17 protein-coding genes and 1 tRNA gene are annotated in these 21,624 nt (G+C 68.1%); 7 read left to right on the top strand and 11 right to left on the bottom strand.

Annotated features, from left to right (window positions below):
- Positions 1-8: 8 nt before the first annotated feature.
- Genes hutH through hutG form a run of 6 tightly spaced genes read left to right on the top strand, consistent with a single transcriptional unit; the run spans position 9 to position 7,440 of the window.
- A complete protein-coding gene (gene hutH / locus AC1Q6V_RS06795) occupies positions 9-1,586 on the top strand; it encodes a histidine ammonia-lyase (RefSeq protein ID WP_454749646.1) in 1,578 nt (525 codons plus the stop codon).
- 51 nt (positions 1,587-1,637) lie between these two features.
- Positions 1,638-3,338 (top strand): urocanate hydratase, encoded by a 1,701-nt coding sequence (gene hutU, locus AC1Q6V_RS06790; RefSeq protein ID WP_010814963.1) that lies wholly within the window; start codon positions 1,638-1,640, stop codon positions 3,336-3,338.
- The gene (locus AC1Q6V_RS06785) at positions 3,335-3,937 is read left to right on the top strand and encodes a HutD/Ves family protein (RefSeq protein ID WP_439668220.1); all 603 of its coding nucleotides are present in this window, start codon (positions 3,335-3,337) and stop codon (positions 3,935-3,937) included. Before hutU ends, AC1Q6V_RS06785 begins: the two co-directional genes overlap by 4 nt.
- Positions 3,934-5,187: an imidazolonepropionase gene (hutI, locus tag AC1Q6V_RS06780; RefSeq protein WP_439668219.1), complete on the top strand. Its 1,254-nt coding sequence runs from the start codon at positions 3,934-3,936 to the stop codon at positions 5,185-5,187. The genes AC1Q6V_RS06785 and hutI overlap by 4 nt, the downstream gene beginning before the upstream one ends.
- Complete coding sequence (locus AC1Q6V_RS06775) at positions 5,184-6,590, top strand: formimidoylglutamate deiminase (RefSeq protein ID WP_011615956.1); 1,407 nt, start codon at positions 5,184-5,186, stop codon at positions 6,588-6,590. The genes hutI and AC1Q6V_RS06775 overlap by 4 nt, the downstream gene beginning before the upstream one ends.
- Positions 6,591-6,627: 37 nt before the next feature.
- Positions 6,628-7,440, top strand: a complete 813-nt coding sequence (gene hutG, locus AC1Q6V_RS06770; protein WP_010814959.1) for an N-formylglutamate deformylase — start codon at positions 6,628-6,630, stop codon at positions 7,438-7,440.
- A gap of 42 nt (positions 7,441-7,482) precedes the next feature.
- On the opposite strand, the gene AC1Q6V_RS06765 is transcribed toward hutG, so the two are convergent.
- The 7 genes from AC1Q6V_RS06765 to AC1Q6V_RS06735 all read right to left on the bottom strand — a co-directional run bounded on the left by AC1Q6V_RS06765 (position 7,483) and on the right by AC1Q6V_RS06735 (position 16,153).
- Positions 7,483-8,391, bottom strand: a complete 909-nt coding sequence (locus AC1Q6V_RS06765) for an SMP-30/gluconolactonase/LRE family protein (RefSeq protein ID WP_010814958.1) — start codon at positions 8,389-8,391, stop codon at positions 7,483-7,485.
- A 40-nt stretch (positions 8,392-8,431) separates the two neighbouring features.
- Entirely contained in the window at positions 8,432-9,805 is a 1,374-nt protein-coding gene (locus tag AC1Q6V_RS06760; RefSeq protein WP_058697787.1) for a GntT/GntP/DsdX family permease, read from the bottom strand.
- Positions 9,806-9,807: 2 nt separating this feature from the next.
- On the bottom strand, positions 9,808-10,668 hold the full coding sequence (locus AC1Q6V_RS06755) for a cytochrome b561 domain-containing protein (protein ID WP_011615954.1): 861 nt from the start codon (positions 10,666-10,668) through the stop codon (positions 9,808-9,810).
- A 568-nt stretch (positions 10,669-11,236) separates the two neighbouring features.
- Entirely contained in the window at positions 11,237-12,862 is a 1,626-nt protein-coding gene (locus AC1Q6V_RS06750; RefSeq protein WP_492344473.1) for a bifunctional aspartate transaminase/aspartate 4-decarboxylase, read from the bottom strand.
- A 94-nt stretch (positions 12,863-12,956) separates the two neighbouring features.
- Positions 12,957-14,642 carry an aspartate-alanine antiporter gene (aspT, locus tag AC1Q6V_RS06745; protein WP_010814954.1) on the bottom strand — a complete coding sequence of 562 codons (1,686 nt, stop codon included), beginning with the start codon at positions 14,640-14,642 and terminating at the stop codon, positions 12,957-12,959.
- A 488-nt stretch (positions 14,643-15,130) separates the two neighbouring features.
- Positions 15,131-15,874 (bottom strand): metalloprotease LoiP, encoded by a 744-nt coding sequence (loiP, locus tag AC1Q6V_RS06740; protein WP_010814953.1) that lies wholly within the window; start codon positions 15,872-15,874, stop codon positions 15,131-15,133.
- A 194-nt stretch (positions 15,875-16,068) separates the two neighbouring features.
- Positions 16,069-16,153: transfer RNA gene (locus AC1Q6V_RS06735), tRNA-Leu, on the bottom strand.
- A gap of 149 nt (positions 16,154-16,302) precedes the next feature.
- Here AC1Q6V_RS06735 and AC1Q6V_RS06730 point away from each other — a divergent pair.
- Positions 16,303-17,223 carry an alpha/beta hydrolase gene (locus AC1Q6V_RS06730; protein ID WP_454749644.1) on the top strand — a complete coding sequence of 307 codons (921 nt, stop codon included), beginning with the start codon at positions 16,303-16,305 and terminating at the stop codon, positions 17,221-17,223.
- 22 nt (positions 17,224-17,245) lie between these two features.
- Here AC1Q6V_RS06730 and AC1Q6V_RS06725 read toward each other — a convergent pair whose 3' ends face one another.
- From AC1Q6V_RS06725 to AC1Q6V_RS06710, 4 genes are all read right to left on the bottom strand, one after another.
- Positions 17,246-18,172: an NAD(P)-dependent oxidoreductase gene (locus tag AC1Q6V_RS06725; RefSeq protein WP_454749643.1), complete on the bottom strand. Its 927-nt coding sequence runs from the start codon at positions 18,170-18,172 to the stop codon at positions 17,246-17,248.
- Positions 18,156-19,313 carry an ABC transporter substrate-binding protein gene (locus AC1Q6V_RS06720; protein WP_037023635.1) on the bottom strand — a complete coding sequence of 386 codons (1,158 nt, stop codon included), beginning with the start codon at positions 19,311-19,313 and terminating at the stop codon, positions 18,156-18,158. The genes AC1Q6V_RS06725 and AC1Q6V_RS06720 overlap by 17 nt, the downstream gene beginning before the upstream one ends.
- Before the next feature lie 94 nt (positions 19,314-19,407).
- Entirely contained in the window at positions 19,408-20,571 is a 1,164-nt protein-coding gene (locus tag AC1Q6V_RS06715) for a methyltransferase (RefSeq protein WP_010814949.1), read from the bottom strand.
- A gap of 84 nt (positions 20,572-20,655) precedes the next feature.
- On the bottom strand, positions 20,656-21,597 hold the full coding sequence (locus AC1Q6V_RS06710) for a CysB family HTH-type transcriptional regulator (RefSeq protein WP_010814948.1): 942 nt from the start codon (positions 21,595-21,597) through the stop codon (positions 20,656-20,658).
- Positions 21,598-21,624 lie beyond the last annotated feature (27 nt).

Here is a 21,624-nt window from a genome sequence, read left to right as displayed (position 1 = left end):
ACATACAAATGAGCGCCAGCCAACACGACGACCAAGCTTCCCGCCCGCTGCTGACCCTGCAGCCGGGCCAAGTCACCCTGGCCGACCTGCGCCGCATCTACCGCGGCGAAGTGCGCCTGGCCATGGCCGAATCGGCCTGGGCCGGCGTGCGCGCCGCGCAGGCCACGGTGCAGGACATCATCGACGCCGATGCCGTGGTCTACGGCATCAATACCGGCTTCGGCAAGCTGGCGCAGACCCGCATCCCCAATGACAAGCTGGCGCAGCTGCAGCGCAACCTGGTGCTGTCGCACAGCGTCGGCACCGGCCCGGACCTGGCCGAAGACACGGTGCGCCTGATCCTGGCGATCAAGGCCGTGAGCCTGGCGCGCGGCCATTCGGGTGTGCGCCCGGAACTGATCGAGGCGCTGCTGGCGCTGGCCAACCACGGCGTGACGCCGTGCATCCCGGCCAAGGGGTCGGTCGGCGCCTCGGGCGACCTGGCGCCGCTGGCGCATATGTCGTGCACGCTGATCGGCGTGGGCGACGTGCTGGTCGACGGCAAGCGCGTGCCCGCCGCCGAGGGCCTGGCGCACGCCGGCCTGCAGGCCTTCGAGCTGGGCCCCAAGGAAGGCCTGGCGCTGCTCAACGGCACCCAGGTGTCGACCGCGCTGGCGCTGGCCGGCCTGTTCGCCGCCGAAGACGCCTTTGCCGCCGGACTGGTGGCGGGCGCGCTGTCGCTGGAAGCGATCAAGGGCTCGGTCAAGCCGTTCGACGCCCGCATCCATGAGGCGCGCGGCCAGGCCGGCCAGATCGCCGTGGCCGGCGCCGTGCGCGCGCTGCTGGACGGCAGCGAGATCGTCGACTCGCACAAGACCTGCGGCCGCGTGCAGGACCCGTACTCGATCCGCTGCCAGCCGCAGGTGATGGGCGCGTGCCTGGACAACCTGCAGCACGCCGCGCGCATCCTGCAGATCGAGTCCAACGCCGCCTCGGACAACCCGCTGGTATTCTCCGCGCAGGGCGACGTGGTCTCGGGCGGCAACTTCCACGCCGAGCCTGTGGCATTTGCCGCCGACATCATCGCGCTGGCGATTGCCGAGATCGGCGCGATTTCCGAACGCCGCCTGGCGCTGCTGCTCGATACCGGGCTGTCGGGCCTGCCGCCGTTCCTGGTGCGCGACGGCGGCCTGAACTCGGGCTTCATGATTGCGCAGGTGACCGCGGCCGCGCTGGCCTCCGAGAACAAGGCGCTGGCGCATCCGTCCAGCGTCGACAGCCTGCCGACCTCGGCCAACCAGGAAGATCATGTGTCGATGGCCACCTACGGTGCGCGCCGCCTGGGCGAGATGGCCGCCAACACCGCAGTGGTGGTCGGCATCGAGGCCATGGCCGCGGCGCAGGGCATCGAGTTCCACCGCCCGCTGAAGTCGTCGCCGCTGGTGGAGCAGGAACTGGCCCGCATCCGTGCGCGCGTGGCCTTTGTCGAAGAGGACCGCTACCTGGCACCGGATATCGAAGCGATGAAGCAATGGGTGGTGCAGGGCGATGCCGGCGCGGGCTGGCCCGATGCCGTGCGCGCGATCCTGCCGACCAACCTGTCGTAACGCGCCCCGCGCCGACACTGCCAGACCAGACCCGCAGCAGGAGAACAAGACATGAACGCCAACGAAAACCAATTCATCCAGCGCGGCCAGCGCGAAATCCGCGCCCCGCGCGGCAGCCAGCTGCACTGCAAGAACTGGCTGATCGAAGCCGCCTACCGCATGATCCAGAACAACCTCGACCCGGACGTGGCCGAGCGTCCGCAGGACCTGGTGGTCTACGGCGGCATTGGCAAGGCCGCGCGCAACTGGGAATGCTTCGACGCCATCCTGGACAGCCTGCGCCGCCTGGGTGAGGACGAGTCGCTGCTGGTGCAGTCGGGCAAGCCGGTGGGCGTGTTCCGCACCCATGCCGATGCGCCGCGCGTGCTGATCGCCAACTCCAACCTGGTGCCGCACTGGGCCAACTGGGACAAGTTCAACGAGCTGGACCGCGCCGGCCTGATGATGTACGGCCAGATGACCGCGGGCTCGTGGATCTACATCGGCACGCAGGGCATCGTGCAGGGCACCTACGAGACCTTTGTCGAGGCCGGCCGCCAGCACTACAACGGCGACCTGTCGGGCAAGTGGATCCTGACCGCCGGCCTGGGCGGCATGGGCGGCGCGCAGCCGCTGGCGGGCGTGCTCGCCGGCGCCTGCGTGCTGGCGATCGAGTGCCAGGAGTCGCGCATCGATTTCCGCCTGCGCACGCGTTATGTCGACAAGAAGGCCACCACGCTGGATGAAGCGCTGGCGATGATCGCCGAGGCCACGCAAAAGAAGGAAGCGATCTCGGTCGGCCTGCTCGGCAACGCCGCCGAGATCCTGCCGGAACTGGTCAAGCGCGCGCAGGCCGGCGGCATGCGCCCGGACATCGTCACCGACCAGACCTCGGCGCACGACCTGGTCAACGGCTACCTGCCGGCCGGTTGGACCGTCGCTCAATGGGAAGCGGCGCGCACGCAGGATCCCAAGTCGGTGGAAGCCGCCGCGCGCCCGTCCATCGTCAAGCACGTGCAGGCCATGCTCGACTTCCAGAAGATGGGCGTGCCGACGGTCGACTATGGCAACAATATCCGCCAGGTCGCGTTCGACGAGGGCGTGAAGAACGCCTTTGATTTCCCGGGCTTCGTGCCGGCCTATATCCGCCCGCTGTTCTGCCGCGGCAAGGGCCCGTTCCGCTGGGTCGCGCTGTCGGGCGATCCGGAGGATATCTACAAGACCGATGCCAAGATGAAGGAGCTGTTCCCCGAGGACAAGCACCTGCACCGCTGGCTCGACATGGCGCACGACCGCATCGCCTTCCAGGGCCTGCCCGCGCGCATCTGCTGGGTGGGTCTGGACGAACGCCACCGCGCCGGCCTGGCCTTCAACGAGATGGTCAAGTCGGGCGAACTGAAGGCGCCGGTGGTGATCGGCCGCGATCACCTGGACTGCGGCTCGGTGGCTTCGCCCAACCGCGAGACCGAGGCCATGCGCGACGGCTCGGATGCGGTGTCGGACTGGCCGCTGCTCAACGCGCTGCTGAACACCGCGGGCGGCGCCACCTGGGTCAGCCTGCACCACGGCGGCGGCGTCGGCATGGGCTTCTCGCAGCATTCGGGCGTGGTGATCGTGTGCGACGGCACCGATGCCGCGGCCAGGCGCATCGAGCGCGTGCTGTGGAACGACCCGGCCACCGGCGTGATGCGCCATGCGGACGCGGGCTATGACATCGCCATCGAATGCGCGCACGAGAAGGGCCTGAACCTGCCGATGGTGAAGGGCGCATGAGCCTGACGCTATTTCAACGGTTCGCGCTGGCCGAGATCGCGCCCACGCGCTGGAAGAACGGCGGCGGCAACACGCGCGAGATCGCGGTGTGGCCGCCGGGCGCCGGCATGGATGACTTCATGTGGCGCCTGAGCGTGGCCGATATCGGGCAGGACGGGCCGTTCTCGGCGTTTCCCGGCATCGATCGCCAGATCGTGCTGCTGGAGGGCGCCGGCGTGACGCTGCGTGCGGACGACGCCAGCTTCAGCCATCGCCTTGACCATATCGGCGAGCCGTTCGCCTTCTCCGGCGATACCAGCCTGCAGGCGACGCTGATCGACGGCGTCACGCGCGACTTCAACGTGATGACCCGGCGCGGCCACTGCCGCGCGCGCGTCGAGATGTTCCGGCAGGGGTTCGTGCCTGGCACCGGCGGCCATGCCGTCTGCCTGCTGGCCGTCAGCGGCGCATGGCAGGCGCAGGATGCCGGCCTGCTGCTGCAAGCGGGCGAAGGAGCGCTCTGCGGCGCTGCGGAACCCCCATCCACGCCATCGTTTGAACCTGTGGGTGACGCGGCCCTGTGCCTGTGCGTCACCCTTGAGACGGAGCCCGGTCAATGACGCTGCCCTCTGTATCGTCCGCGCCCAGCGCGGACGGCGTCTGGCACAACTGCCACCTGCTGCCCGATGCCGATCCGGCGCACGCGATCCGCGATGCCGCGCTGGTGGTGGAGCATGGGCGCATCGCCTGGCTGGGTGCCACGGCGGACCTGCCGGATGCCTATCGCGGCGCGGCGCGCCATGATGCACACGGGGCATGGATCACGCCCGGGCTGGTCGACTGCCATACGCACCTGGTCTACGGCGGCCAGCGCGCCGACGAGTTCGCGATGCGGCTGGCCGGCGCCGGCTACGAAGAGATTGCGCGCGCCGGCGGCGGCATCGTCTCGACCGTGCGCGCCACGCGTGCCGCAGATGAAGAAACGCTGTTTGCCCAGGCCGCCGCGCGCCTGCAGCCGCTGCTGGCCGAGGGCGTCACCGCCATCGAGATCAAGTCGGGCTACGGGCTGAGCCTGGAAGCCGAGCGCAAGCAGCTGCGCGTGGCGCGCCGGCTTGGCGAGCACTTCGGGATTTCGGTCTACACGACCTTCCTGGGCGCGCACGCATTGCCGCCGGAGTACGCGGGCCGTGCCGACGACTATATCGACCTGGTCTGCAACACCATGCTGCCGGCACTGGCCGGGGAAGGACTGGTCGACGCCGTCGATGCCTTCTGCGAATCGATCGGTTTCTCGATTGCACAGACCGGGCGCGTGTTCGAGGCGGCGGCGCGCCATGGCGTGCGCGTCAAGCTGCATGCCGAGCAACTGAGCAACCTCGGCGGCGCCGCGCTCGCCGCTCGCCACCGCGCCTTGTCCGCCGATCACCTCGAGCATCTCGACGAGGCCGGCGTCGCGGCGATGGCGGAGGCCGGCACGGTGGCGGTGCTGCTGCCCGGCGCCTACTACTTCCTGCGCGACACCAACCTGCCGCCGATCGCGCTGCTACGCCAGTACGGCGTGCCGATGGCAATCTCGACCGATCACAATCCGGGTACGTCGCCGGTCACTTCGCTGCTGCTGATGATGAATATGGCCTGCACCCTGTTCCGCCTGACCGTGCCCGAAGCGCTTGCCGGCGTGACCGTGCACGCCGCGCGTGCGCTGGGCGCATCGGATCGCCACGGGCGGCTGGAAGCAGGGCGCGTGGCCGACTTCGCGCTGTGGCGCATCGATTCGCCCGCCGAGCTGGCGTACTGGTTCGGCCGCAACCCGGTCGCGACGGTGGTGCGGCAAGGGCGTGTGCATGCGCACGAAGGAGCCTCGGCATGAGTGGCTCGCAACTCTTCGCTCCGTTTGCGCTGCTGCCGGCCGGCTGGGCGCGCGATGTGCTGCTGGCCTGGGATGAGCAGGGCCGCTTCACCACCGTGCAGCCCGGCACGGAGCCAGCTGCAGGCGTGCCGCATGCGGCCGGTCCCGTGCTGCCCGGCATGCCCAACCTGCACTCGCATGCGTTCCAGCGCGGCTTTGCCGGCCTGACGGAATTCCGCAGCCGCCCGCAGGGCGACGATCCGGCGGGTGCCGATTCATTCTGGAGCTGGCGCACGCTGATGTACCGCTTCGCGCAGCGGCTCTCGCCCGACACGCTGGAGGCCATCGCCACCCAGCTCTATATCGAGATGCTGCGTGCGGGCTACACCAGCGTGTGCGAGTTCCACTACGTCCATCACGATGCCGGCGGCACGCCCTATGCCGATGCCGCCGAGATGTCGCTGCGGCTGCTGCGCGCGGCCCGGCGTACTGGCATCGGCATGACGCTGCTGCCGGTGCTGTACCAGACCGCCGGCTTTGGCGGCAAGCCGCCGCTGGCCGAGCAGCGCCGCTTCCTGCACGACACCGACGCGATGCTGCGGCTGCTGGAACGGCTGGCCCCCGCGTGCGCGCAGTCCGGCGCGAGGCTGGGGCTGGCACCGCACTCGCTGCGCGCGGTGCCGGAGGAAAGCCTCGCCCACGCACTGGCGGGACTGCAGGCGATCGACCCGCAGGCGCCCATCCATATCCATATCGCCGAGCAGCAGAAAGAGGTCGACGATTGCATCGCGTGGTCGGGCACGCGCCCGGTGACCTGGCTGTTCGACCATGTAGAGGTCGACGCGCGCTGGTGCCTGGTGCACGCCACCCATATGGACTGGGACGAGCGCCGGCGCCTGGCGCACAGCGGCGCGGTGGCCGGCATCTGCCCGACCACCGAGGCCAACCTGGGCGACGGCGTGTTCGAGGCCGCGCCCTACCTGGCGCAGCAGGGCGCATGGGGCATCGGCTCCGACAGCCATGCCAGCGTCAGCGTGGCCGAGGAGCTGCGCTTGTTCGAATACGGCCAGCGGCTCGGCCTGCAGCGGCGCAATGTGCTGGCCTCCGACACGCATGCACAGGTGGCCGACCGGCTGTATCTCGAAGCCGTGGCTGGCGGCACGCGTGCCAGCGGCCGCGCCGTGGCGGGGCTTGTGCCAGGCCAGCAGGCCGATTTCGTGGTGCTGGATGGCGCCCATCCGACGCTGGCGGGCCTCGACGGGCCGCAGGCGCTGGCCACGCATGTGTTTGCCTGTCATGGTCATGAGACACTAGCGGATGTCCGCACCGCCGGACGCAGCCGCGTGCAGCATGGCGCGCATCCGCTGCAGGCGGATGCGGGGCGCCTGTTCATCGCGGCGCGCGCCAGCCTGCTGGCCGACTGACTGAAACCGGGCGCACGCCCACTGCATCGCAAAGACAATGTCCTTCTCCACCGATACCCCCGCCTTCACCCTGCATCGCGGCACGCGCCCGTTGCTGGTATCGATGCCGCACGTCGGCACGCACCTGCCGGCTTCGGTCTCGCAGCGCCTGACGGCCGAAGCGCGCACCGTGCCCGACACCGACTGGCACCTGGAACGCCTCTACAGCTTCGCCCGCGAGCTGGGTGCGTCGGTGCTGGTGGCCACGCATTCGCGCTACGTGGTCGACCTGAACCGACCGCCCGATAACGCCAACCTGTATCCCGGCCAGGACACCACGGGCTTGTGCCCGGTCGACACCTTCGACAAGACGCCGCTGTACGTCGACGGCAACGGCCCCGACGATGCCGAAATCGCCGCGCGCCGCGATGCGATCTGGCGCCCGTACCACCAGGCGCTGGCCGCGGAACTGGCCCGCCTGAAGGCGGAGCACGGCACCATCGCGCTGTGGGATGCGCATTCGATCCGCTCGGTGCTGCCGCGCTTCTTCGAAGGCAGGCTGCCGGACTTCAACCTCGGCACGGCCAACGGCGAGAGCTGCGACGCGTCGCTTGCGCATCAGCTGCTTGAGCAGGCTGGCGCGGTGGCCGGCCATACCGCGGTGCTCAACGGGCGCTTCAAGGGCGGCTATATCACGCGCCAATACGGCAAGCCGCAGGACGGCGTGCATGCGGTGCAGCTCGAGCTGTCGCAGGTCGCCTACATGAGCGAGACGTATCCGTTCGCCTACGATGAGGCGCGTGCGGCGGCTTTGCAGCCGGCTTTGCGAGGGATGCTGGCGACGGTGCTGGAGTTCGTCGAAACGCGCTAAGGCGCTGGCGCGGCACGATGGCTGCCGCGCAGCGCTGCCAGCTCACGTCAAGCGCTGACCAAGCCGCAGGCGGTAGAGCGAAGTGCTGGCGGCGATGAACAAGGCATCGCCCTCGGCGCCGCCGAAAACGAGGTTGCCGACCTTCTCCGGCACGGGAATATGCGCAAGCCGCGTCCCGTCCGGATGGAAAACCTGCACGCCGCTGGCGCTGCTGGTAAAGAGCCATCCGCGCCGGTCCACGCGAAATCCGTCCGGCAGTCCGGGCGCGATGACGGCGAAGACCCGCGGGTTGGCCAGCACCCGTCCCGCAACGACGTCGAAGGCGACGATATGGTGATGACCATCGTCGCGCAATGCCGCCGAGGTATCGGAGACATAAAGCACGTCTTCATCGGGCGAGAATGCCAGCCCGTTCGGCTCCTCGATCAAGTCGCTGGCGACTTCCAGCGCACCGACGGCGGGATCGTAGCGAAACACATAGTTGTGTCGCAGCTCGGGATCGGCCCGGTGGCCTTCGCGGTCCGACAGGATCCCATACGGCGGATCGGTGAACCACAAGGTGCCATCGCGCTTGACCACGATGTCATTGGGCGAATTCAGGCGCCGCCCCTGATAGTGGCTGACGACCAGTTCGTCCTCGCCAAGGCGGGCACCGCTGCGATGCGTCCGCACGATGGCCCGCTTTCCGTGCGAGCAATGCAGCAGCGAGCCGTCCGCCTCCAGTGCGTGGCCGTTGGTGAACCCGGCGCCCGTACGCCAGACCGACATGCCATCCGCGGCGCTCCAGCGCAGGATGCGGTCGTTGGGGATGTCGCTCCACAGCACCGCATCCTCGTCGGGCAACCACACCGGCCCCTCGCTCCAGGTTGCCCTGCATGCCAGTTGCTCGAGCCGTTCGCCCGCCAGCGGCAGCTCGCGTGCGCGCTCATCGAATATCCGGACTGTATCCATGGTCTTCCTTTATCCCGTTGCAAAGACACCCAAGCAGTCTTTACACGAACTGCCACAGCAAGAGGATCAGGCCAAGGGCTGCGCTACCGGCAAGCGTCGTCAGCACCGTCCAGCTCCTTAGTCCATCGCCGACGCTCAGGCCCAGCATCCGGGTCACGATCCAGAAGCCCGCATCGTTGACGTGGGAGACTGCCATGCCGCCCGCGCCCATCGCCAGACCGATCAGGGCCAGATGGTTGGGACCGGGCGAAGCCTGCGCGACCAGCGGGGCGATGATGCCGGCCGTGGTCATCAGCGCCACGGTGGTGGGCCCCTGTGCCGCGCGCAACAGCATCGCCAGCAGGAACGCGAGGACGGCCAGCGGCAGTCCCGAAGACTGCAGCGACGTCGCCAGCGCGGGGCCGATTCCGGTCGACACCAGGATCTTGGCGAAAGCGCCGCCGGCGCCGGTGATCAGGATCACCACCGATACGGTCGGGATGGCGGCGCCGGCCACCTCGGACACCGTCGCCAGCGGCGCGCCGCGACGGGTGCCCAGCAGGTAGGCACAGAGCATCAGGCCCAGCAACAGCGCGACGTACGGGATGCCGAGAAACATCAGCGCCGAGCGCCCGAAGAAGCCTTGCGGCAACAGCACCTGGGCCAGCGTCCCGGCCAGGATCAGCACGATCGGCAGCGCGATCAGCCCGGCGACGAGACGGGCGCCCGGCGGCGCACCGCTGCCCAGGCTGGCGGATGCCGCGTGGACCTTTGGGGTGCTGCCTGTGGCCTGGCCCACTTCGGCGGCGATATCGGCTGCCATATGGAACGGCCGCCTGGTCAGTCGCCGCGATGCCAGGAAAGTCACCAGGCCAGTGACCAGCGCGACCGGCAGGCCGATCAGCAGCAGGCGGCCGATCTCGATGCCGAGTTCCCCGGCCACTGCCACCATGCCCGGGTGCGGCGGCAGCAGGGCATGCACCACCAGCAACACCGCGCACACCGGCAGGCCAATCACCACCAGCGGAATGCCGCGGGTGCGCGTGAGCCCGTAGACCAGCGGCATCAGCATCATGACGCCGACTTCAAAGAACACCGGAATTCCGACGCCGAATGCGGTACAGGCCATGGCCAGCGGCACGCGTTTGTCGCCGAAGCGCTCGATCAACCGGTTGGCCAGCACCTGCGCGCCGCCCGACAATTCAATCATGCGTCCGATCATCGCGCCGAAGGCGATGATCACGGCGACATGGCCCAGGGTCTTGCCCAGGCCGCCTTCGACCGCATCGGCAATCTGGCTCACCGGTACGCCGGCCACGACGGCGACGCCCGTGGCCACCAGGATCAGTGCCAGGAAGGGGTGCAGCTTTGCGATCAGGATCAGGGCGAGCAACAGCAGGATCGCTGCCGCACCGCCGAATATCAGTATTGCCACGTCTAATCCTTGTGTTCAGCCGGCCACGCCTGCGGCCGGTGCGTGCCGGACGACGATGCCGGCTGTGAGGGAAAGCTGGTGATGCCCCAGCCGATGGGCCGTCGTCGATTGCCCGGGTGCCTGGGATCGGGGCCCCAGATCGCCTGATACGTGTCGATGCAGAAGCCCGCGCGCTGCAATGCCAGCGCGAGCGCCGCCAGCGTCAGCCACCAGGCGCCCAGCAGCAGCGGCATCCAGCGCGGCGCATCGGCCAGCGCGAGGCCGATGCCGATGGTTGCGATGGCAAGCGGCAGCGAACTCCAGCCAATGACTTTGTGCAGCCACTCGAACACCACCCGGCGCGCGCTCATGTCGTAGTGGTCGCCGCGCAGGCAGTTGCTGGTGGGCCCGCCCTTGCTGCCGCGCAACAGCCCGCCGCCTACCTGCAGCGCGGCGCAGGCTACCAGTGCCCAGCCGCCGAGGTGGTGCCAGCGCGCCAGCGTATCGGGCATGCCGCCGCCGTGGCCCAGGACCAGCAGCACGCCCACCGACATCAGCGCAACGCCGCTGCCCTGCATCCACAAGTGGGCGCGCCACCAGGTCTTGCGATCGAGCACGGCAGGCCAGGCTTGCGACGGCGTCACCTTGAAGAAGCGGGCGACCAGGATGCCGAGCGGCAGCAATAGTCCCCAGCTGAGCACCATCAGGCGCCCATGCCAGGCTACCCAGGGCACGACGTGGTGCGCGGCGGCGGTACCGGAAATCGGGCGGCTCAGCCATTGCGCGGGCCAGCCGGGCGCGGCCCGCGCGCCGAGAATGCAGAGGCAAAGCGTGAGGCCGAGCGGCAATATCCAGCGCACGGCCGCGGGAAGCGCAGGTGGCATTTCCGATCTCCTGATGCGCGGAGAATTCCTTTGAATGGGACAGAGGGTGGATAGCGGTGGCGAGGTTTCGCTATACCGGGATCGCCCGCGTGCTGGCGACACGCTGTGGCCGGTGTTGTGCCGCCACCCTTGTCTGGCGGGACGGGCGCAGCTAGATGGCGGTTGCGGCGGCCAGCACCGGCGCCGCGTGTGATACGCCTGAACTGAGTGGGACAGCAGCTTGCATGACCGAATGTCTCCATCCGCCCTTTCAAAGGGCGGTGATCTTATTGGAATGGGTAATTGGCGGCGCCGCGCAACCAGAATGCGGCTTGAGCCTGCTGCAGAGCCAATGGTCTGCGCGCAGGAAAGTGGAGACAACTATAGCAATGGCTGGAATATGCTTCTAATCAAATGATCGAATCTCCGATTTACCTCAGGTTATCGCTTGGGGATTCTGGAAAACGTTGCGGTGTCATCGGGCGCAGGATCCGCTTGAGGGTTTGATCGCATCTCGGCCCCGGCATAACGCAACACTGAACAAAAAAGCCCGGCCTGAAGCCGGGCTGCGAGCCACGCCAGCGAAGGCCTATTTCTTCACGACATTCTTGTCGGCCTTGCTCCCCGTCGCCGCGTTGTACTTCTCCACATACGCTTCGAACAACTTGCGGATCGAGCGCCCGATCTTGGCATAGTCAGCTTCATTCAGGTTGGCCAGCGACACCCGCCCTGACGGGTGGCGCGTGCCGAAGCCGCGGCCCGGCAGCAGCACCACGCCTGCCTCATCGGCCAGCTGGAACAGCAATTCGTTCGGCTCGACCGAGTTCATCACCCATTTGACGAAGTCCGGACCGATCGCCTTGCCGCCCAGCTGCTCGATATCGAGCAGCGTGTAGTAGTCCACGGCATTCGGGTCGTCGCTTTCCGGCGCGATGCCGATCTCGCGGTACAGCGCGGCCTTGCGGCTGCGGATCAGCCGCTTCATCGCGTTCTTGTAGTTGTCCGGCGTATCCATCAGCGAGAACAGCGAGAACAGCACCATCTGCACCTGCTGCGGGGTCGACAGGCCGGCCGTGTGGTTCAGCGCCACCGTGCGGCTGTCGGCCACCAGGCGGTCGATGAACTTGAGCTTCTGCGGCTCGGTGGTGATCGAGCTGTAGCGCTGGTTCAGCTGCTGGCGTTGCACGTCGGGCAGCTTGCCGATCTGCAGGTCGAAGATATTGTCGCGGTGCGTGGCGATCACGCCCAGGCGCCAGCCGGTCGCGCCGAAGTACTTGGAGAACGAGTACACCAGGATGGTGTTCTTCGGGTACATCGCGAACAGCGAGACGAAGTTGTCGGCAAAGGTGCCGTAGACGTCGTCGGTCAGGATGATCAGGTCCGGGCGCTCCTTGACGATCGATGCCAGGTACTCCAGGCTTTCGTCGCTCATGCGCACTGAGGGCGGGTTGCTCGGGTTGACCAGGAAGAAGGCCTTGACCTTGGGGTCGCGCAGCTTGTCGAGCTCCTTCTTCGAATACTGCCAGTGCGACTCTGGATCGGCATTGACCGACACTTCCACCAGCTGGTAGTCGTTCAGTTCCGGGATCTCGATATACGGCGTGAAGATCGGCATGCCCAGCGCGATGGTGTCGCCGGCCGTGAGCAGGTGGTTCTCGCGAATGGAGTTGAACAGGTAGGTCATCGCCGCGGTGCCGCCTTCAACCGCGAACAGGTCAAAATCGCCGATGAACGGATGGTCGCCGATCATTTCCTTGCGGATGTACTGGCCGACCACGACCTCAGACAGCTTCAGCATGCGGTCCGGCACCGGGTAGTTGCAGGCCAGGATGCCTTCGCACATTTCATAGAGGAAATCACCCGCGCTCAGGCCGAGCTGGTCGCGCACATACGACACCGCTCCGGCGAGGAACTTCACCCCCGGGGTGTCGGCAAACTCGCGCGCAAACAGGTTGAAGCGTTCCTCGATGCCTTCGCGGCGCGGGAAACCGCCTACGCCCTCGGGCATGTAGGAGAACGAGCGCTCGGACTCGCGCATGGCAAACAGGCCCAGTTGCCAGAAGCCGTGGCGCGGCACGGTGGCGAGGAAGTTGGGATTGCCGCGGCCGGCGTTCAGCATCAGGCGTTCCGCGTCGCTGCTGGCCAGCTTGATCAGCTCGTCCTTCAGCTCGAAGGGGGAGAGGCTGGACAGCTTGGAGATATCGAACTTGCTCATGGCTTGCTCCTGTGTGGACGCTTGTCGGTAGGGCTGGCGGGCCGGTGGAGAGCGAATGCCCGCGCAGCAGGAGGGATATCGAAGGAAACGCGCGCTAGACGAGCCCGACCACCAGTGGTCCCAGCAGCGTCAGCAGCACGTTGGCCAGGGCATAGGTGATGGCGAACGGCACCGTCGGCACCGGGCTTTCGGCCTTGTCCAGGATGCCGCCGAAGGCCGGGTTGGCGCTGCGCGAGCCTGACAGCGCGCCAGCCAGCACGGCGGCGTTGTCGTACTTCAGCACGTAGCGGCCGAACAGCATGGTCAGGAACAGCGGCAGCAGCGTCACCACCGCGCCCAGCAGGAAGATGGTCAGGCCGCTCTGGCGCAGCGTGGTCACCGCCTGCAGGCCGGAGTTGATGCCGACGATGGCCACGAACGCGGCCAGGCCGAAGTCCTTCAGCAGCTGGCAGGCCGCGGTCGGCATCGCTCCGTACATCTTGTGCTTGGACCGCGCCCAGCCAAACACCAGGCCCGACAGCAGCGCGCCGCCGCCGGCGCCGAGCGTCAGCGGGATCGCGCCCACGCGCCACACCAGCAGGCCGATCAGCAGGCCCACCAGCACGCCGGCGCCGAAGTAGACGAAGTCCGTCTTCTCGCTGGGCACCAGCTCATAGCCGGCGATCTCGGCGGCACGCTTGGTGTCGGCGGGGGTGCCGTAGAGCGTGATGATGTCGCCGTGCTGCAGCTTGAGGTCGGGCAGCAGCGGCAGCGGATGGTCGAAGCGCTCGATACGCTCGATGTACACGCCGTGGCGCACGTCGCGGCCGACCGTGTCGACGATCTCGGCCACGGTCATGTTGTTCATGCCCTTGGCCGTGAACACCAGGTTGCGCGACTGCATCACCACGCCCATGCCCTCGGCATCGGCCACTTCCTCGCCGATTTGCGCGGCAGTCGGCACCATGGCATCGCGCCGGCCCACCAGCAGCACCAGGTCGTCGGCCTGCAGCACCAGGTCCTGCTTGACGTCCAGCGGCTTGCCGCCACGCTGCACCTTTTCCACGGTGACCAGGTCCTCGCCGCCGATCTCGATCTGCGACACGGTCTTGCCGGCCGCGCCCGTCACGCGGAAGATCCGGCCCACCAGGCGCGGCAGGGCGCCGCGCTGGCCCGGCCCGTACTGCGGCAGGCCGCCGCTGAGCTGGGCTTCGATCTTCTTGGCGTCGGTCTTCAGGTCCGACTTCATGAAGCGCGGCAGGATATTCACGCACACGATGATCGCGCCCAGCGAGCCGAACACATAGGTCACGGCATAGCCGATCGCCACATTGGCCTGCAGCGTCTTGACCTGGTCGGGCGGCAAGCCCAGCTTGGTGATGGCATCACCCGCAGTGCCGATGATCGCCGACTGGGTCATGCCGCCGGCGGCCAGGCCAGCGGCCAGGCCCTTGTCGAGGTGGAACAGCCTGGCCAGCACCACCACCGTGACCAGGCCGCACACCGCCATGAACACCGCCATGGCGATCTCGCGCAGCGAGCTGCGGTTCAGCGAGTTGAAGAACTGCGGACCGCTTTCATAGCCCACCGCGTAGATGAACACCGCGAACATCACGGCCTTGACGCCGTTGTCGATCTCGACGCCGACCTGGCTGATCACCACCGCGGCGAGCAGCGAGCCAGCCACGCCGCCTAGCTGGAAGCGCCCGAAGGTGATCTTGCCGATGGCGTAGCCGACCGACAGCGCAAGGAACAGCGCCGATTCGGGCGACTTCTGGAAAATCTCATGCAACCATTCCATCGAAGGCTCCTGAAGCGAGTGATGCGGGTTGGGTGAGTCGTTGCATCGGATTGCGGGGGTGCGGGAAATTCAGGGCAGGACGGGGCAGCGCAGGACTGCGGGTGCGGGGCGAGCGGAGGCGGGGCATGTCCATGGCGCGGGGGCGTGTCCTTCGTGCATGAAGGTGATCATGGCGATCACGGCAATCACGGTGGCGGCGCGCACACCGCAGCTGGCAGGTGCAGCGTTGGCGCCGCGGATCGCGCATGCAGTGGCGCGACCGCATCAACCGCGTTAATGCAGCGTGAGGCATTATCTCCGCGGGTTTCCGGCCAGCGTAGTGAAAGCTTTTGTCGGCGAATTAAGCGCAGTCAACACGCCGCGGGCATGGCCGCGCGAGCGTGGAAACGGTGTCGGGAGCGGTGCGCGAGGGAAGTGAAGCGGGGCAGTCGGGAGGGAGGTGCCGCCTCACCCGAACGGGTGCGGCGGCAAGGGCAAATGCGCCGCTGTCAGCGCCCGCCGGCCAGGCGGGCTTCGATATGCTTGGCGCGCTCCAGCGATCCCGGGTGCGAGCTGAGCATGCTCGATTGTCCGCCATCGAGGGTCGACATCTTGCGGAACGCCGATGCCAGGGCCTGGCGGTTGGCGCCGTTTTTGGTCAGCAGGTCGAACGAATAGTCGTCGGCCGCGGTTTCCTGCCGCTGCGAGAACTGCGCATTGACGAACTGCTCGGCGAGCGCGCCGATCTGCGACGACGATAGCGCCGTCAGCGAAGCCACGCCAGTCGACCCCAGCAGCCCGCGCGCCGCAGCCGTGGTGTAGGCCACCTGCATCGCGGCCTTGGTATGGCCCAGCGACACATGGCCGATTTCATGGCCCACCACGCCACGCACTTCATCGTCGCTGAGCAAGTCCATCAGGCCGCTGTAGACCCGCACGCAACCGTTGGCCATGGCCCAGGCATTGACGTCCTTGGTCACATACACCTTGGCATTGAGTGGCAGCCCGGTGTTGCCCAGCCCGCTCATCACATTGGCCAGGCGCTTGGCGTAGGTGCTGTCCGCCGGCGCGATGGTGTTCTTCTGGTCCATTTCCGCGCAGGACTGGTCGGACAGCATCTTGACGTTGCTGTCCGACAGCGTCGCGGCGGTGAAGAGGCTGCCGCCGGCCTGCGTCAGGCTTTCCATATTGGCGCCGGCACAGCCGGCCAGCAGCGCGGAACAGGCGAGGGCGGAAAGGGCGAGTCGCTTCATGGTTCGCTCCGGGAAAGGGGGTTGGCAATGCCATAGGATAGGTAGCCGGGCGAGGGCGCGCCAGTGGGCGCCGTCCGACAGGCGCTCAGGCAAAGTGGCTGGCGGGGCACGTCCGAGGCCAGGAGGCGTGCGCCGACCCGCGGCCGAGATGGCGCCACGGAGGCAATGCTGGGAACTAGTCGGGAAGAAGCCGATGGTGCCCGGGGTCGGACTCGAACCGACACGCCTTGCGGCGGGGGATTTTGAGTCCCCTGCGTCTACCTGTTTCACCACCCGGGCAGGGTGTATGGCGCCGGAACCGGCACCGTGCTGAGCCGGGAATTATGCCGGAAATCCCGTCGTCGGACAACCAGTGCGCGGCTGCGCAAATCCGGTAGCATGGCGCCCAGCCTCTCACTCGCCCATCGTCCCGACCACCCCCGACTGCCATGACCGACCAAGCTTCGCTGGCGCGCCTCGCCAGCCTGCCTTCGCAGGACCCCGGCTTCTATGACCGGGAATACAACAACCGCGCCAATGTGCCGGACAACGCCGTGCATATGGCGCGCTGGGCGCAGTGGTCCGCCGGGGTGCGCGCACGCGGCGCTTATCTGGCGGACCTGAGCTATGCCGGCGAGGACTCGCGCCATGCGCAGGACGAGACGCTGGACTACTTCCCCGCGCAGCGGGCCAACGGGGCGCTGCCGCCGCTGCTCGTCTTCGTGCACGGCGGCTACTACCGGGCGCTGGACAAGCACGACCACAGCTTTGTTGCCAGCGCACTGCCGGCGCTGGGGGTGTCGGTGGCGGTGGTGAACTACACGCTGGTGCCTGCGGTGACGGTGCCGGAGATCGTGCGGCAGGTGTTGCGCAGCGTCGTCTGGCTGTACCGGCAGGCGGACCGGCTGGGCCATGATCCGGACAAGCTCTTCCTGGCCGGGCATTCCGTCGGCGGCCACCTGGTGGCGATGCTGATGGCCGCGCGCTGGCCGCAGCTGGGCGCGGAGCTGCCGGCCGACCTGGTCAAGGGCGGGCTCTCGGTCAGCGGGCTGTACGACATGGAGCCGCTGCGGCGCGCTGCCTTCCTGCAGCGCGACCTGCGGTTCTCGGAAGACGATGTCGCGCGGCTGTCGCCCGCGTACATGCCGCCGGCCAGCGGTGCCCCGCTGGCGATCGCGGTGGGGGAACTCGAGGCCGCCGAATACCACCGCCAGCACGCGCTGATCCGCGCGGCGTGGCCGGCCAAGGTGGCGCATCCGGCCGCGAGCGACCTGGTGCTGCCGGACTGCCATCACTTCAACGTGCTGGACGGCTTTGCCAGCCCGGACGGTGCCCTGACGCGCGCGGTGCTGCGGCTGATGGAGCGCTGAGCGCGCACCGGGCGCGAGGGCGTCAGCCCTCCAGCACGCGCAGCAGCGACGAGGTGTCGTCCTTGCCCCAGCCGTTGGCCATCAGCGTGCGCAGCTGCGCCGAAGTGGCCTGCATCGCGGGCAGGTCCAGGCCGATTTCTTCGGCGATATCGCGCGCCAGCCCGAAGTCCTTGTCGTGCAGCCGCGCCTCGATGCCGGCGGCGAAGTTGCGCGCCACCATCTTGGGGCCCATCAGGTCGAGCATGCGGCTGCCGGCCATGCCGGTCGCCATGGCTTCGAACACGCGGCCGGTGTCGACGTTCTGCGCGGCGGCAAAACGCATGGCCTCGGCAATGCCTTCGATATTGACCACCTGCGCGATCTGGTTGCACAGCTTGGCGACCTGGCCCGCGCCGTGGTCGCCGATATGGGTGATGGTCTTGCCCAGCTGCTGCAGCAGCGGGCGCACGCGCTCGAGCATCTCGGGCTTGCCGCCGACCATGATGGTCAGCGTGCCCGCCTCGGCGCCCATGGTGCCGCCCGAGACCGGGCAGTCCAGCGCCTCGATGCCGCGCGCGGCCAGCGCCGCGGCGATCTCGCGCGTGGCGATCGGCGAGATGGTGCTGTGGTCCACGCAGATGGTGCCCGGCGCGGCGCCGTGGATCACGCCCTGCTCGCCCAGCAGCACTTCGCGCACGTCTTCGGACGAGGTCACGTTGGTGAAGACGACGCTGGCGCCGCGCGCCGCTTCGGCCGGAGTGAAGAAGGGCTCCGCCCCCAGCGCGAGCGCGGCCTCGGCCGCTTCCGGGCGACGCACGAAGGCGCGCACGGTGTGGCCGGCGGCCAGCAGGTGGCGGACCATGTGCGAGCCCATGGCGCCCAGGCCGATGAAGGCGACGGTGGTGGGGGTGAGAGTGGTGCTCATGCCATGCTTCCTTTCTTGATGCGGCGGGCTACTTATCGCCCGCATAGGCGAACTTGCCGTTGCGGATCACCCCCATCACGCGCGAACGCTGGTCGAAGCCCTGGTGGTCCTTCGGGTTCAGGTTCATCACGCCGTTGGGGATGGTGAGGTTGGTGGTGGCTTCCAGCGCGTCGCGCATGGCGGCGCGGAAGTCGCGCGTGCCGGGCTGGGCGCCGGTCTTCAGCGCGCGGCGGGCGGCGTCGTCCAGCAGCATCCACGCGCCCCAGGCGTCGCCGGCAAACTGCGTGACGCTGTCGGCGCCGTACTTGCTTTCGTAGCGGTTGACGAAGTCCAGCGCCACCTTGCGCACCGGGTGGCTCTCGGGCAGCTGGCGCGCGACCACCACCGGCCCGGTCGGGAACAGCGTGCCTTCCACATCCTTGCCGCCCATGCGCAGGAAGTCCCAGGTGGCGATGCCGTGGGTCTGGTAGACCTTGCCCTTGTAGCCGCGCTCGCCCAGCGTCTTCTGCGGCAGTACGGACGGCGTGCCGGCGCCGGCGATCAGGATCGCGTCCGGGTTTGCCGCCATCAGCTTGAGCACCTGCCCGGTCACCGAGGTGTCGTTGCGCGAGAAGCGCTCGTTGGCGACCACCTTGATCTTGCGCACCTCGGCCAGCTTCGAGAACTCGCGCCACCAGCTCTCGCCGTAGGCGTCGGCAAAGCCGATAAAGCCGACGGTCCTGACGCCGTGGTTGCTCATGTACTCGGTCAGCACGGTCGCCATGTGCGAGTCGTTCTGCGGCATCTTGAAGGCCCAGCGGCGCTTGGCGTCGGTCTGCGGCTCGACGATGGAGGCCGAGGCGGCCAGTGCCACCATCGGGGTTTCGCCCTCGGCCACGGCGTCGAGCGCGGCGATGGCGGTAGGGGTGATGTTGGGGCCGACGATCACGTCGACCTTTTCCTCGGAGATCAGCTTGCGCACGTTGCGCACCGCCGCGGCCGGGTCGGTGCCGTCGTCAAGGATGACGTAGTGCGCCTTCTGGCCGCCCAGGGTCTGGGGCCACATCAACACGGTGTTCTTGGAGGGGATGCCGATCGAGGCCGCCGGACCGGTGGTGGACACATCGATGCCGACACGGATGTCGGCATGCGCGGCGGCGCTGGTGAAGAGCAGGGCGCCGGCCAGCAGCAGGGGGCGCAGGGGCATTGTCAGCATGGTCTCCTCCGTTCTTATATGTGACGGGAAGGATAGCCGAACTCGGCCGCCGGGGCACGCCTGCGCCCCGCCGCGGCCGTGCCGGTCAGCGCACGCCCAGGCGCCAGAGCGTGGTCACCTCGGCGGAACGCGCCGCGTGCAGCGGGTCGGCAGCATCCGTCGCGCGCGGGTGGCGCGGGCGGATATCGGAACGGCCCAGCACCTTCAGCCCGGCGGCGTCGATCCAGCCCATCAGTTCCTCGCGCGGGCGCAGGCCGAGATGCTCGGCCAGGTCCGACAGCAGCAGCCAGCCTTCGCCGCCCGGCGCCAGATGCTCGGCCAGCCCCTGCAGGAAGCCGCGCAGCATGGCGCTGTCAGGGTCGTAGACCGCGCGCTCGACCGGCGAGCTGGGCCGGGCCGGCACCCAGGGCGGGTTGCACACCACCAGCGGCGCCCGGCCTTCGGGGAACAGGTCGGCCTGCACGATTTCGACCTCCCCGGCGTAGCCAAGCTGCGCGATGTTCTCGCGCGCGCAGGCCAGCGCGCGCGGGTCCTGGTCAGTGGCGACCACGCGCTGCACGCCGCGGCGGGCCAGCACCGCGGCCAGCACGCCGGTGCCGGTGCCGATATCGAAGGCGAGGGTCTTGGCCGGCAGCGGCTCGGTCGCGACCAGGTCGACATACTCGCCGCGCACCGGCGAGAACACGCCGTACCAGGGGTGGATGCGGTCTTCCAGCGCCGGGATCTCCACGCCCTTCTTGCGCCATTCATAGGCGCCGATCATGCCCAGCAACTCGCGCATCGACGCCACGTAGGGCTCGCTGGCCGGGCCGTAGACCTGTTCGCAGGCGTCGCGCACATCCGGCGCGCGGCGCAGCGGCACCTCGTGGCTGGCCTCGAACGGCAGCAGCAGCATGCCCAGCGTGCGGGCGCGCTGCGACTGGGCCAGCCGGTGCAGGTTGAAGGCCTCGATTGGCGAAGCGGCCCCGCCCTTGGCCTTGTCCCTGGCTTTCTGGCCGGGGCGGCTGGCCTTCTTGGGCTTGCGCTCGGTGCGGCGGGCCAGCGCGTGCAGCAGCTGGCGCGCGTTCTGGAAGTCGCCGCGCCACAGCAGCGCGGTGCCCTCGCAGGCCAGGCGGTAGGCGGTGTCGGCGCTGGTGGTGTCGTCGGCGATGATCACGCGGCGCGGCGGCGGCAGGCCGGCTTCAGAGCGCCAGGCGGCGCTGCGCTCGATGCCGTCCTCGGTCCAGTGAATGCGGGGCAGGTCGCTCACAGGGCCTCCGGCCGGCAGGGCGTGATGGGCAGCAGATGCATGGTTGGGTTTGCTTCTTATATAGGGAGAGGCGGCGGGCCGTCCTCAGAGTTCGTAGGCTTCGTGTTCGCCGGACATGGCCTGCTCAACCAGCTTGCGGTTGAGCGTCGGCGAGAACAGCTCGATGAAGGTGTAGACAAAGCTGCGCAGGTAGGCACCCTGCTTGACGGCCAGGTGCGTCACGTTGCTGCCAAACAGGTGGCCGGCCGAAATGCCGCGCAGGTTGCGGTCACGCTCGGCATCATAGGCGACGCCGGCGACGATGCCCACGCCCAGCCCGATCTCCACGTACGTCTTGATCACGTCCGCGTCGATGGCCTCCAGCACGATGTCCGGCTCCAGGTGGCGCAGCGCGAAGGCCTTGTCGATCTTGGTCCGGCCGGCAAAGTTGGCATCGTAGGTGATCAGCGGGTAGCCCATCAGGTCTTCCAGCGCCAGGTGCTTCTTGTCCAGCAGCGGATGCTCGGGTGGCGTAATCACCATATGGGTCCACTGGTAGCCCGGCAGCGACACGAGGTTCTTGTCGGCGGAGATGCCTTCGGTCGCGATGCCGATATCGGCCTGGTCGTGCAGCAGCATGTCGGCGATCTGCGCCGGGTTGCCCTGCTGGATCGACAGCCGCACCTTGGGGTAGCGCTTGGTGAACTCGCTGATCACCCGCGGCAGGGCGTAACGCGCCTGGGTGTGGGTGGTGGCGATGGTGAAGTTGCCCTGATCCTGTGCCGCATAGTCCATACCGACGCGCTTCAGGCTTTCCACCTCCTGCAGGATCTTCTCGACCGAGCTCAGGATGCGGCGGCCGGGCTCGGTCAGGCTGCGGATGCGCTTGCCGTGGCGGGTAAAGATATCAACGCCCAGCTCTTCTTCCAGCTCGATGATGGCCTTGGACACGCCGGGTTGTGACGTGTAGAGCGCTTTGGCGGCCTCAGTCAGGTTGTAGTTCTGCCGGACGGCCTCACGCACGAAGCGAAACTGGTGCAGGTTCATATATCTGGGTTCGTATAAACAAACAAC

Source organism: Cupriavidus sp. GW823-FHT07B10 (assembly GCF_058794355.1).
Note: the sequence above shows the minus strand (reverse complement) of the source record. Positions and strands in the feature narration are given on the sequence as shown.

Excerpts from the sequence above, each read along its gene's own strand:
- hutH (WP_454749646.1), top strand. The coding sequence starts at position 9 with ATGAGCGCCAGCCAACACGACGACCAAGCTTCCCGCCCGCTGCTGACC.
- hutU (WP_010814963.1), top strand. The coding sequence starts at position 1,638 with ATGAACGCCAACGAAAACCAATTCATCCAGCGCGGCCAGCGCGAAATC.
- AC1Q6V_RS06785 (WP_439668220.1), top strand. The coding sequence starts at position 3,335 with ATGAGCCTGACGCTATTTCAACGGTTCGCGCTGGCCGAGATCGCGCCC.
- hutI (WP_439668219.1), top strand. The coding sequence starts at position 3,934 with ATGACGCTGCCCTCTGTATCGTCCGCGCCCAGCGCGGACGGCGTCTGG.
- AC1Q6V_RS06775 (WP_011615956.1), top strand. The coding sequence starts at position 5,184 with ATGAGTGGCTCGCAACTCTTCGCTCCGTTTGCGCTGCTGCCGGCCGGC.
- hutG (WP_010814959.1), top strand. The coding sequence starts at position 6,628 with ATGTCCTTCTCCACCGATACCCCCGCCTTCACCCTGCATCGCGGCACG.
- AC1Q6V_RS06765 (WP_010814958.1), bottom strand. The coding sequence starts at position 8,391 with ATGGATACAGTCCGGATATTCGATGAGCGCGCACGCGAGCTGCCGCTG.
- AC1Q6V_RS06755 (WP_011615954.1), bottom strand. The coding sequence starts at position 10,668 with ATGCCACCTGCGCTTCCCGCGGCCGTGCGCTGGATATTGCCGCTCGGC.
- AC1Q6V_RS06750 (WP_492344473.1), bottom strand. The coding sequence starts at position 12,862 with ATGAGCAAGTTCGATATCTCCAAGCTGTCCAGCCTCTCCCCCTTCGAG.
- aspT (WP_010814954.1), bottom strand. The coding sequence starts at position 14,642 with ATGGAATGGTTGCATGAGATTTTCCAGAAGTCGCCCGAATCGGCGCTG.
- loiP (WP_010814953.1), bottom strand. The coding sequence starts at position 15,874 with ATGAAGCGACTCGCCCTTTCCGCCCTCGCCTGTTCCGCGCTGCTGGCC.
- AC1Q6V_RS06730 (WP_454749644.1), top strand. The coding sequence starts at position 16,303 with ATGACCGACCAAGCTTCGCTGGCGCGCCTCGCCAGCCTGCCTTCGCAG.
- AC1Q6V_RS06725 (WP_454749643.1), bottom strand. The coding sequence starts at position 18,172 with ATGCGGGCGATAAGTAGCCCGCCGCATCAAGAAAGGAAGCATGGCATG.
- AC1Q6V_RS06720 (WP_037023635.1), bottom strand. The coding sequence starts at position 19,313 with ATGCCCCTGCGCCCCCTGCTGCTGGCCGGCGCCCTGCTCTTCACCAGC.
- AC1Q6V_RS06710 (WP_010814948.1), bottom strand. The coding sequence starts at position 21,597 with ATGAACCTGCACCAGTTTCGCTTCGTGCGTGAGGCCGTCCGGCAGAAC.